This window comes from Acinetobacter sp. ANC 3882 (assembly GCF_022549545.1).
GTDB lineage: Bacteria > Pseudomonadota > Gammaproteobacteria > Pseudomonadales > Moraxellaceae > Acinetobacter.
In genome coordinates, this window is the sequence record NZ_JAKZGB010000001.1 from 547890 (window position 1) to 560254 (window position 12365).

13 protein-coding genes are annotated in these 12365 nt (G+C 37.1%); 10 read left to right on the top strand and 3 right to left on the bottom strand.

Features of this window, described 5'->3' with window-relative positions:
* Positions 1-187: 187 nt before the first annotated feature.
* The 10 genes from MMO42_RS02770 (at position 188) to MMO42_RS02815 (ending at position 10850) form a co-directional block, all read left to right on the top strand.
* Positions 188-1348, top strand: a complete 1161-nt coding sequence (locus tag MMO42_RS02770; protein ID WP_241319180.1) for a cupin domain-containing protein — start codon at positions 188-190, stop codon at positions 1346-1348.
* A 216-nt stretch (positions 1349-1564) separates the two neighbouring features.
* Positions 1565-2620 carry a linear amide C-N hydrolase gene (locus MMO42_RS02775; RefSeq protein ID WP_241319182.1) on the top strand — a complete coding sequence of 352 codons (1056 nt, stop codon included), beginning with the start codon at positions 1565-1567 and terminating at the stop codon, positions 2618-2620.
* A gap of 36 nt (positions 2621-2656) precedes the next feature.
* Complete coding sequence (locus MMO42_RS02780) at positions 2657-3160, top strand: hypothetical protein (RefSeq protein ID WP_241319184.1); 504 nt, start codon at positions 2657-2659, stop codon at positions 3158-3160.
* Positions 3161-3636: 476 nt separating this feature from the next.
* Positions 3637-4203, top strand: coding sequence for a TetR/AcrR family transcriptional regulator (locus MMO42_RS02785; RefSeq protein ID WP_241319185.1), 567 nt, complete (start codon positions 3637-3639; stop codon positions 4201-4203).
* Between the two features lie 558 nt (positions 4204-4761).
* Complete coding sequence (locus tag MMO42_RS02790; protein WP_005152449.1) at positions 4762-5073, top strand: metalloregulator ArsR/SmtB family transcription factor; 312 nt, start codon at positions 4762-4764, stop codon at positions 5071-5073.
* An 84-nt stretch (positions 5074-5157) separates the two neighbouring features.
* Positions 5158-6858 carry a sulfate permease gene (sulP, locus tag MMO42_RS02795; protein ID WP_241319187.1) on the top strand — a complete coding sequence of 567 codons (1701 nt, stop codon included), beginning with the start codon at positions 5158-5160 and terminating at the stop codon, positions 6856-6858.
* Positions 6859-7055: 197 nt separating this feature from the next.
* Positions 7056-8258: a serine/threonine transporter SstT gene (sstT, locus tag MMO42_RS02800; protein WP_241319188.1), complete on the top strand. Its 1203-nt coding sequence runs from the start codon at positions 7056-7058 to the stop codon at positions 8256-8258.
* 6 nt (positions 8259-8264) lie between these two features.
* Positions 8265-8945, top strand: coding sequence for a YoaK family protein (locus MMO42_RS02805; RefSeq protein WP_241319189.1), 681 nt, complete (start codon positions 8265-8267; stop codon positions 8943-8945).
* Positions 8946-8948: 3 nt separating this feature from the next.
* Positions 8949-9488 carry a DUF2058 domain-containing protein gene (locus MMO42_RS02810; protein ID WP_005152444.1) on the top strand — a complete coding sequence of 180 codons (540 nt, stop codon included), beginning with the start codon at positions 8949-8951 and terminating at the stop codon, positions 9486-9488.
* A 120-nt stretch (positions 9489-9608) separates the two neighbouring features.
* Entirely contained in the window at positions 9609-10850 is a 1242-nt protein-coding gene (locus tag MMO42_RS02815; RefSeq protein ID WP_241319191.1) for a mechanosensitive ion channel domain-containing protein, read from the top strand.
* Positions 10851-10883: 33 nt separating this feature from the next.
* On the opposite strand, the gene MMO42_RS02820 is transcribed toward MMO42_RS02815, so the two are convergent.
* The 3 genes from MMO42_RS02820 to lptA all read right to left on the bottom strand — a co-directional run bounded on the left by MMO42_RS02820 (position 10884) and on the right by lptA (position 12307).
* Positions 10884-11135 (bottom strand): hypothetical protein, encoded by a 252-nt coding sequence (locus tag MMO42_RS02820; protein WP_241319193.1) that lies wholly within the window; start codon positions 11133-11135, stop codon positions 10884-10886.
* A gap of 187 nt (positions 11136-11322) precedes the next feature.
* Positions 11323-11604 carry a hypothetical protein gene (locus tag MMO42_RS02825; protein ID WP_005152440.1) on the bottom strand — a complete coding sequence of 94 codons (282 nt, stop codon included), beginning with the start codon at positions 11602-11604 and terminating at the stop codon, positions 11323-11325.
* Between the two features lie 190 nt (positions 11605-11794).
* Complete coding sequence (gene lptA, locus MMO42_RS02830) at positions 11795-12307, bottom strand: lipopolysaccharide transport periplasmic protein LptA (RefSeq protein ID WP_241319195.1); 513 nt, start codon at positions 12305-12307, stop codon at positions 11795-11797.
* Positions 12308-12365 lie beyond the last annotated feature (58 nt).

Here is a 12365-nt window from a genome sequence, read left to right on the forward strand (position 1 = left end):
CATCTTAAGGATACTGTTTTTTTGAAAGGCTGTGAACGAATACGCATCTAATTGATCAAGATTAAATACATTCCATTACTTTTAATGGTGATTTCTAAGTATTTCATCACTTTTACACAAGACTTGCGCCAACATTCAACTCAAGTGACAATACGCACCAATTTATATGTTGTTGGTTTCATTTCCCATGTCTCAATCTTTAGCGGTACTCGGCGGCATTACCGCAGAACAGTTTCTTAATGAATATTGGCAGAAAAAGCCATTATTGGTCCGTAATGCGATGCCAGAAATTATTGGCTTATTGGAGCCAACCGATGTTCAGGAATTGGCTTTAGAAGAACACGTGACTGCCCGCTTAATCCGTCAAAAAAATAAAAATCCAAACGAATGGCATGTAAAGTCATCACCACTGACCAAAGGTGATTTCCAAAAACTACCCAACCTCTGGACGCTACTGATTCAAGCAGTAGATCATTATTCATTTGATATTGCTGAACTGTGGAAAAAGTTTCCTTTTATTCCGCAATGGCGTCGTGACGACATCATGGTGTCTTATGCACCTCAAGGCGGTTCAGTTGGGAAACACTTCGATTTTTATGATGTGTTCTTGGTACAAGGTCACGGCCACCGTCGTTGGCAGTTAGGTCAAATGTGTGATGAATCAACTCAATTCATTCCTGACCAGCCATTAAAGCTCTTGCCTGAAATAGATGTACAATTTGATGAAGTGCTTGTACCTGGTGATTTACTTTATGTACCGCCTGGCCTCGCACATTATGGCGTAGCAGAAGATGATTGCTTGACCTTCTCCTTTGGCTTCCGTATGCCAAACCTGTCAGAAATGATTGATCAAGTCAGTGATAAATTTTCAGAAAATACCTCACTCAAAAATCCATTGCTCGATATCGTGCGTCAACAGACTGCACATTTGGGTGAAATGAATAGCACTGAATTTGCTTACCTAAAAACTCAATTATTAGACTACCTCACGCAAGCGCCTGAATTTGATGCAGCAATCATGGCCTATATGAGCGAAGCAAGTTATCCAAACAACATTCCTGAACCTGAAGAAGTGGATGGCAATGATGTAGCCGAAGTGATTGGCGCTGATTACCAAATTATTTTAGAGCCCGCTTCAAGATTGCTTTACAGAAAACAAGACCAGTCGCTAGAGTTTTGGGCAAATGGCGATACCGTGTGTGTATCTGAAACATTTATTCCTTTTTTGAAGCAGATTGCAGATGGAGAAAGCCTCCTACTGGACGAACGCTTTAATGACACTGAGGTTCTGGAAGATATCGCGCTATTGCTAAACAACGCAATTTTGATGTTATTACCCCCAAATTAAGTGATCTATCGTCAATTTTTTATGCCTGTGATTGGAATCATTTCCAATCACAGGCATAATTTTGTTATAGAATTAATGATAAAATTAAATCCCTACTTTTTATAATGATTACATTTTAATTCTTGAATAAGAATTTTTTTAAAATAGACTAAATCTAATTCATTACAAAAACATCAGATAGAAATCAACTTGATATAACAACTTGGAGACTGACTTGTGTTTAAAAAAATCTTATGCCTTTCATTTCTCACTTCATCTTTAGTACTACAAACCAGCCATGCCTGCACGCGTGCAGTCTATTTAGGTAATAACGACCATATCATTACTGCACGATCGATGGATTGGAAAGTCGATGTCGCCACAAATCTCTGGATACTACCAAGCGGTGTTGTACGGGATAGTAATGCCGGACCAAAATCGCTGAAATGGAAAGCCAAGTATGGCAGCGTGATTGCCACGGGTTATGACATCTCGACAACCGACGGGATGAATGAAGCCGGTCTGGTCGCCAACGTGTTATGGCTGGTCGAATCTCAATATCCAGATATAAAAAAATCGAATAAACCACAGTTGAGCATTTCCGCTTGGGCACAATACGTACTTGATAATTACGCAACCGTTTCTGAAGCGGTCAGTGCTTTAGAAAAAGAACCTTTTGATCTGATTACCGACAGTGTGCCTGGTGAACAACGACTCGCAACGTTACATCTCTCGATTTCAGATAAAACGGGCGACAGTGCCATTATTGAATACATTGGTGGCAAACAAGTTATTCATCATGATAAGAAATATCAAGTCATGACCAACTCGCCCATATTTGATCAACAACTTGCGCTCAATACCTATTGGCAACAAATTGGTGGAACTGTGATGCTACCTGGCACTAATCGAGCTGCTGATCGATTTGCCCGCGCATCATTTTATATCAATGCCATTCCTAAAAATGACAATCCTAAAGATGCCTTAGCTTCTGTTTTTAGTGTAATTCGTAATGCATCTGTACCCTATGGCTTGAATACTGCAGAAGAACCAAATATCTCATCGACGCGTTGGAGAACTGTTGCTGATCACAAACAACAGCTCTATTTCTTTGAATCAGCAGTTTCACCCAACGTATTTTGGGTAGATTTAAAGAAAATTAACTTTAAGGATGGTTTAACGCGTAAACTTGATCTAGGTAAAGATCAACAAAATACCTTTGCAGGTGATGCAACAAGTCAATTTAAGCTCGCCAAACCATTTGAATTTCTTGGCCCACAATTACATCATTAACACTGAAATATTGAATACATCCTAGAGAGTTGAAAGATGAATAAAACTTTATGTTTACTTAGCCTTTGTATTGTTATGAGTGGTTGCTCAACCGTACCAGACTCATCTGCACCTTCAACAGACAATCTAGCAACCGCAGGTTCGTTGACCTGTAAAACAAACGAACTCTGCCCCAATGTTTTTGTTGAATGGGACAAGCAACACAAAGCGCAATTAAGCGTAGAAACGGTGCTCAACAGTAGTTATGACTACTATGACATCAAAGGCATTACTTTCTTAGTAGATGGAAAAGCCTTTGCTTATAAACCAGTGGGTCCAACAGAACAAAAAAACATTAATCGACTCATTCCTAGACGCTCATCAAATAGCTTTGTCCTTCCAAGTACATTCCTTTATGAACTAGATAAAGCAAAAAATGTTGAGCTTTCAATTGAAACAGATAAAGGTAACATTAAGCGCTCAGTCTACACACCAAGCCAACAATCAATGCTTTACCATAACTTTGTAAAACTCATCGCAACCTTGCCAAGTAAATCTTAAAACAGAAAATTATGTGATTAAAGTCAGTTATTTATTTTAACTATAAATAACTGACTTTTAGTCTTTGACTTATATTGAAAATAAATTCCAGAGTCAAATTTCAAAAATATCGCATTGTTTTAATATACACAAACTAACAAATAAGAATAAATCTCAATATAAAGAGCATTATTAAATAAAATATGGATAAAAATGAGTTATCCTTTGAAAACAATTAGATGAATAATCACCAATAAAGTCAGCTTAAATCTCCACACGCTTTTATTGTATTTTAAGATTTAATTAATAGTTATTTTCTATAGTCATAAAATATTATTTCACCATCTACACTTGAAAATATGAATTAAAGAATCATTTAAATAAATAATATTATTTCCCCCTATGATATTTTCAAAATACCATGTAAAATCCCTGCCAAAATTGCATAATGAAATGCAACATGATGCTCTTGGCGATGGGCGAACTCGAGGCGTTGTATGTCAAAAAAAGAAGATATTATTAGCACTGCATTAAGACTTTTTAATTCGCATAGCTATAATTCAATTGGTGTTGATCGGATCATTAGTGAATCTGGTGTTGCAAAAATGACGTTCTACAAATACTTTCCATCAAAGGAAAAATTAATTGAAGAATGCTTGATACAACGGAACACCAATCTTCAAACTTCACTCAATGCAACTTTGGCCGAGTGTGATGAAGATGATCATCTTGGTCAACTCAAAGCAATTTTTGGCTGGTACGCTGCTTGGTTTAACAGTGAAGATTTTAATGGTTGTATGTTTCAGAAAGCATTAGAAGAAGTCATCAAAATCTATCCTTCTACATTGCAGCCTGCGACCCAATATAAAATATGGTTAACTGCTTTAATCGAAAATTTACTTAAAAATCTTGATATTCGTAACCCAACCCATCTTGCAACTTTGATTGTGAGCATTTTGGATGGCATGACGATTCAAGCACATGTAAACAAGCACTCTGTCGAGATGGATGAGTATTGGAAACGTGTTGAACATTTAATTAACTTTGAAAAAGCAATAGCATAAATACGAGATATCCCTTTAAGCGTAAAGGGATTTTTTAAAAGAGTTAGAATTTAGATAGCATTGAATAAAAAAATAAAGCGTGATTTATAGTTATTATTGTGGCTCACGCTTGCGTCTGAGTATAAAAAGAATAATAAATATTATTACCCTCTGGCGGTTGTACTTTCGCACTTCCGATCCTTCTTATGGAGACAGATCGTTCTGTCTTGTTTCTTATTATATATGCTTTCTTCTAAAGCGCAATCTTTTTTTCAACTTTTTCATATTCATTAAATATATTAACCACTTAATTTTATTGTTTAGTATTTTTAAACAATAAAACATCCCAATTGACTCCGCTAGACGATACCACGTAATAAAATTTTGCCAAAATAGCAACAATGTGAATAAAATCACACTATTAATGATTAAAACAGAATATTTCACATTAAGGTACTTATTTATCACTTTTACTTATATGCATTTTCATTAAAAACCATTGCAATTATTCAGTTTTACTACAATTTTCTCTTTGTCTGACTTTATACTAGCCACGGCTGTAACCTAGTGAGTATATGCATGCAAAAGGATTTCGAGATCGAAGCAATGAGAGAATCTGCTGGTACAATTGTCAATGTACTAAAATCTCTGGCGAATACTGATCGTTTAATTATTTTGTGTCATTTGGCTAAACAAGAACTTAATGTTTCACAAATTGAAGAATTGACCCAAATTTTTCAACCAACACTGTCTCAACAATTGATGATGTTAAGAAAGAGTCATGCGGTTTCTACCCGACGTGATGGTAAACAAATTTTCTACTCAATTTTGGATCCAAAATTAAAAGTGGTTTTGAATACCTTATACGAGCATTATTGCCCTCACGCATAATATTGCAGTAACTGTTTTTAACCATACCCTCTTTAGCATTTTTTCTGCATAATATATATAAATTTATGATTTAGACTATTGTGCATGAAATTGTTATCCCTCAACTTAGCTAAACTATTTCCTGCACGAAAATGGTTAGGTCATTATCAACTTTCGAGTTTCAAGTCTGACTTGATTGCAGCTTGTATCGTATTAGCCATGCTCGTACCACAAGGTATGGCTTATGCAATGCTGGCAGGATTACCTCCAATTATGGGGATATATGCCAGTATATTACCCATGATTATCTATGCGTTTACGGGGAGCAGTACCACTCTTTCTATTGGACCTGTGGCGATTATCTCCATGATGGTCTTCGCAGCACTCAATCCATTATTTGCTGTCGGTTCGACAGCCTATATTGAAGCTGCATGCTTATTGGCACTGTTAGTCGGCATTATTTCCCTGCTTTTAGGATTATTTCGTTTTGGTTTTCTGATTCAGCTGATTAGCCACCCTGTGATTCAAAGCTTTATTATTGCGTCTGCCTTACTGATTGCGCTAGGGCAGTTTAAATTTCTACTCGATATTCCACTTCAAGCAAGTAACATCCCTGAATTTATTATAAGTTTCTCTCAAAATTTCCATGCGATTAGCCTGACTGGTATTAGCTTTGGACTTATCTCTGTTTTAATACTTTTTCTGCTTCCAAAGTTGATCAGATCGAAGTTTCTTAATAAGACATTACCTTTACTCCTCGTCCTGCTCTCTATCGCTGTCATCAGTTTTTTAGGTAATGATTATAATGCCATCAAAACTGTAGGTGTCATTCCTACAGGTCTACCAAGTTTAAATTTCCCCACTTGGAATCTTGATCTAGTTCAACAATTGTTACCAAGCGCTTTTATGATTGCTATGATTAGTTTTGTTGAATCTTTAGCCATTGCTCAAGCCACAGCGCTACAGAAGCGCGATGATTTGAATAGTAATCAGGAACTGATTGCATTGGGTTTAGCCAATATCGCCGCAGGAATAAATTCAGGGTTTCCAGTTTCTGGCAGTTTATCTCGTACTGTTGTAAATACCGATGCAGGCGCAAAAACCCCAATGTCAGGAGTAGTTTCATCCTTACTCATGATTGTAGTAAGTCTTTACTTTACCGGCTTCTTTCAAAACCTGCCTTTGGCTGTACTCGCCGCGACAATTTTTGTTTCTATCTGGAAATTGGTGACACTGACACCATTCATTGAAACCTGGAAATATTCAAAAGCAGATGGTCTGGCCATGTGGGTGACATTTTTTGGTGTAACCTGTTTGGATATTTCAACAGGACTGATTATTGGTATTGTCCTGACTTTCATTTTATTACTGTGGCGGATCAGTCGACCACATATTGCGGTCATTGGTTTAATTGAAGGTACTCAGCATTTTCGGAATGTATCAAATTACAATGTCATTACAACACCAGTAATTGTTTCCTTCCGTGTAGATGAAAATCTGAGTTTTTTGAATGCACATGTTCTAAAAGGTCATGTGATTACCGAAGTTAGTCAAAATCCTCTGTTGCAACATGTGGTGATCAATTGCTCAAGTATCAGCAATATCGATCTGAGTGCATTAGAAATGTTAGAAGATCTCAATCAGGAACTGAAACAACTCCACATTCAATTGCATTTGTCTGAAATTAAGAGCCCAGTCATGGATCGGCTATCCAAATCACAACTGATCAATGAGCTGACAGGACAAATATTTTTATCACATTATCAAGCAATACAAACACTTTCACCTGAAATGCTTGTAGAATGAGCTGCTTTTATTGGTTTTTTTTTATACAAAAGGATGTATCATGTTTTCCTAATTTTTTTTAAAAAACATTGTGTTAATTTTTTCGTTATTTTTAAAGTAATTGAATTGCAAAAAAAAATTTATTATTCACGGTTCTTAGGTATAGAATACCGCCCTTGTTTAACCTTAAACCGTGCATAGGTTTATAAGGCCTTTATATGTTTAATGTATTGTCTCGATTGAGTTTAGTTAGCAAAATTATTATCGCTATTTTTCTAGGGATTGGAGTAGCTCTTCTCTTTCCTAACTTTACACCCTACTTAAGTTTATTGGGTGAATTATTCATTAAAGCATTAAAGTCTGTCGCACCGATTTTAGTTTTTGTCTTGGTTCTATCTTCAATTGCAAATTTCCAGATTGGCCAAAACTCGAATATCAAACCTGTACTTGTATTATATGTTGTAGGTATGCTACTTGCTGCATTTAGTGCCGTAACAGCAAGTATTATGTTTCCAAGTCAGCTGTATTTACACATGCCAGCAGAAAATGGACTTCAAGCGCCAGGCAGTCTTGCAGAAATTTTAAAGAATTTACTTTTAAGTTTTATTGCAAACCCTGTACAAGCGATTGGTGAAGCAAACTTTATTGGTATTTTAGCTTGGGCCATTGGCTTAGGATTGGCTTTACGTCATAGCTCAGATACTACTAAACAAGTTTTGACAGATGTTGCAAATGCTGTGAACAAGATCATCCACACAGTAATTGCTTTTGCACCTATTGGTATTTTTGGTTTAGTGGCAGTCACTTTTGCAGATGCTGGGTTAGCGACATTAAAAAGCTATGCACAGCTGCTATTTGTATTAATTGGCACCATGGCATTTGTTGCGCTTGTCATCAATCCGATTCTAGTCGCGATTACGATGAAAGCAAATCCGTATCCATTAGTCTTTACCTGTTTAAAAGAAAGTGGCATCACCGCCTTTTTCACACGTAGCTCAGCGGCCAATATTCCTGTCAATTTAGACCTAGCTCAACGTTTGGGTGTCAATGAAGCGACTGCAAGTGTATCTATTCCGCTTGGTGCAACCATTAACATGGCGGGTGCAGCAGTAACGATTACGGTACTGACTCTGGCCGCTGTACATACCTTAGGTATTCCAGTTGACTTAAGCACTATGATCATTTTATCTGTGGTTGCCACTGTTTCTGCTTGTGGTGCATCAGGGGTTGCTGGTGGTTCTTTGCTGTTGATTCCTGTTGCTTGTAGCTTGTTTGGTATATCATCTGAGATATCAATGCAAATTGTTGCGATTGGTATGATTATCAGTGTATTGCAAGATTCAACAGAAACGGCATTAAACTCATCAACGGATGTGTTATTTACCGCTGCAGTTGATTTCAGAGACCGTCCAAACTCATAGGTTAATATGCCACTTCAACGTTTACCCAACTGGATTCAACTTGGTGCTTTCTTACTTGCACTGAATGCAGGGATGGTAAACGTTTTGGGTTTATTCACACTGCTACATCAATCTGTTTCTCATATGACAGGCAATGTCAGTATGCTCGCAATGAGTTTGCTGGACTGGCAGCCTGAGCATTTTATCTATCTGAGTCTGGTTGTCATTTGCTTTGTCATCGGCTCTTTTTATAGCGGCCTGATACTTGGCAATGGCAATGTTGTCTTTGGTCGACACTATGGCCTTCCATTGAGCTTAGTTGCGATCTTTTTATTCCTCACTTGGTTGTTACTTCCTTATTTTCCGCGATATGGTTTATTGTGGGCCTGTGTTGCCATGGGAGTACAAAATGCCATGGTAAGCCATTACAAAGGCGCTATTATTCGTACCACGCACTTATCTGGTGTCCTCACTGATATTGGTTTAGCATTGGGCTATAAAGCACGCGGTCTAAAAGTAGAAAAACGTCGTATTTTTCTGCACCTACTCATTTTTATGGGTTTTTTATGTGGTGGACTCATGGCGAGTGTGCTTTATCCTTATTTAAAATTACAGACCTTTCTCATTCCTACTGGCTTAAGCCTAGCAATGAGTATGGCCTACTGGATTTTCTATTTTCGTTCTTCATCAAACTCAAATTTGGATTGAATTATGGTTAAAAATGCATTGCAAGCTCAGTTGTTAAAAGCGGGTTTGGTTGATAATAAGAAAGCTAAGAAATTAACCAAGCAAGCACAGCATGGGCAACGCACAGGACAAAATGATGATGCAGCATTGAAAGCTGAAATTGATCGTGCCAAGCAAGAAAAGTTAGCCAAAGACCAAGCATTGAATTTAGAAAAGCAGAATATTTTAGAAGAAAAAGCGTTAAAAGCATCTATCATCCAAATGATTAAACACCATAAAGTCAAAGAAATTGAAGGTGACATCACCTATCAATTTATTGATGAAGGGAAAATCAAAAAGGTCTATCTTTCGCAACAAGTTTATAATGCACTTGTTTCTGGTTCATTGGTGGTTGCCAAAGATCAAGAGAGCTATGCTTATCTGCCTAAAGCGCTTGCAGAAAAAATTGATCAGAAAATGCAGGGTTTTATCTTAGTGAATAATAATACTGAGAAAAATGATCAAACCACAGATGAAGAAGATCCATATGCAGCATACGTTATTCCAGATGACCTGATGTGGTAAATCACTTCAGACTTATGTAAAAATGCCTTTACAAATCGTATGTAAACTGTGATAAAACTCATATAAATCCCTATTACACCTTACAATTCTCACTTTAAGAATTTATAAGGTGTTTTGGGTTTGGATTATTTAAATTATATGCGTAGCGAACTCAGCCATTACCCATGGTTAGAAACAACGCTTGCATTAGCAGTTTTGATTTTGTTTGCAGCACTTGCAAACTTTATAGCTAAAAGAATTATTGTCCGTGGTATCCGCCACTTAATTACAAAATTTAAATCTCCAAACCAAGCAATATTTGCACAGCACAGTGTTACTCGCCGCTTTGCCAATATTGTTCCTGCTCTCGTGATTATGAACGGTATTGTGACTGTTCCACATTTACCTGAAAAGTTCATTAGCCTCATACAAATGGGTGCACAAGCTTTTATCTTCCTAACGCTTGCCCTCACTGTCAGTGAAGCATTGAACATCTTTAATTTAGTCTATCAACGTAATCCTAAATCCAGAAATAAACCGATTAAGGGCTATCTGCAACTTGTTAAACTCATCTTATTTGTAGTCTGTGGCCTGATGATTTTAGGCACCTTCTTGAAAAAAGATGTATTTACTTTACTTGCAGGCTTCGGTGCAATGGCTGCAGTGTTGATGTTGGTGTTCCAAAATACCATTCTTTCTTTAGTTGCCAGTGTGCAAATTGCTTCTTATGATATGGTCCGTATTGGTGACTGGATCGAAATGCCATCATTAAATGCAGACGGCGATGTCATTGATATGTCATTACATACGGTGACCGTACAGAACTTTGATAAGACTTTTACCACCATTCCAACCAATAAACTGGTGACGGACACCTTTAGAAACTGGCGTGGGATGAGTGAATCTGGTTGTCGTCGTATTAAACGTTCACTGTTTCTCGATCAAAGCAGTGTTCACTTTATGAGTGATGCGGAACAGCAAAAACTAAAAGATTTCTTGCTACTCGATCAGTACCTCGATGCTAAAAAATCTGAAATTGAAGAGTTCAACAATCATTTGAGCAATCAATCTCAGTATAACCAGCGTCGTTTGACTAATCTTGGCACATTCCGCGCTTATGTTGAGTTTTACTTACGTCAGCATCAAGGTATTGCCCAAAACCAAACTATTTTGGTCCGTCAAATGCAGCCAACCAGTGAAGGCTTGCCTTTAGAAATCTATGCATTTACCAATACCATTGCATGGGCGTCTTATGAAGCAATCCAATCTGATATTTTTGATCATTTAATTGCGATCATTCCTGAATTTGGTCTGCGAATTTACCAAGCGCCATCTGGTCATGATTTTCAATTGCTTACGACAGAGCAAGAGACCAAAGCTTAAATTAAAAACTAAAAAAGCACCTACGGGTGCTTTTTAATTTATATCAAAATACTTCCGACAACCTTCCATCCATTCTTTTGATACTGGCGGCTGTTCTGGGTTTTCTGTATTTGCCAGTTCACAATCCTCAGGGTTGTTTAATCCATTGTCTATCGGAAAAGAATATCCATAATAACCATCACTATTCTTCGGATAGCCTCCTGTTTTTTTATAATCCCAATAGAAGTAGCTCACGAAAGCCAGTGTCGTTCCCAGTATGATAAAAAAGAGTCCTTTTAAGCTCATTTTTTGCCCGAATTGTGTTTTAAAACATTATAGGCAACTTTATTAAACATTTAGGGATTTTTTTAGCTTCGAGTAAATGCAATTTTTCGAACAGCAATTGCCTGTTTTACTTTCATTGAAGCACAACATTTTGGACACACAATAAAAAGCCCCATGAGATTTGGGGCTTTCAACAATACTTTTTAACTCAATCCCACTCGAGCTGGAATTGAATATTGGTATTGGTAAAATTAGGATTTAAGAAGACTCTATAACCTGCTTCCTTCAATTCCGTCACAACAATATCCGCGTCTTCGCTACTTACCTCATGTTTTGAAAATTGTTGCAAGGCATCTCGGTCGCCATCATTGGCCCTTAATTTGATCGTACTGGAAATCTTTGAGAGAATTTTATCTACAGTTAACTTTTTAACATTCGCGTTGGAAATTGCAGTTGCTTTTGAAGCGGGTAACAAAATTTCTTCGTTCACCGTATTCCGCCTGTGATATCAGAATAAGAAAAAATTATAATATGTTCTAATTCCAGTTTTTCAAGGCCACAACACTAACTAAACGACAGATTTTGGCGCAGAGATAATTTTTCTGCATCTATTGTATAAAAAAACCACAACACAGCTCAGTACAGCCATCTTTAAGCTATTGTTCCATTTCCATCAAAGTTTACCTGCTGGTTTTTAGTGGCTTCATCTCTACTTTTTTCTGAGGTGGAATAACAATCTGAACGCGTTTATTCGAACTACCGCGAGCCTCAACATCACCTACGGTTAAATTATATCTGAGCGTTTCACCAGAAATACTTGAGCCATCCATAATAATTGATGCATTGCCTTTTAATACAATCTCTGTTGCTGAGGTACTGTAATCAACACGATTGGCTTTACCATAAACCATCCCCTTTTCTTCACTCACTTTTTGCTGAAATCTAACAGGACTTCCTGTTAACGTGAGTTGGTCAGGCTGCCCATTTTTCAATGTTCCAATCGCTTTAGCCGCTTGGATATCAATCGTCCCTTGTTTGATTTGAATATTTGAAGCTGAGAAACTATTTTGATTTGGACTAAAAAGTGTGTTCTCTGCGGCAATATGAATGGACTGCTGAAAGTCAGACTCAATGGCGTAAACATGTGTGCTACACATCAAAATTGATGTAATTGAAAGAATTTTCTTCATCATAATATTATTTTAGATCAATGCATTTACTAGCTGCAGATCTTAGCATAGCAAATCATAA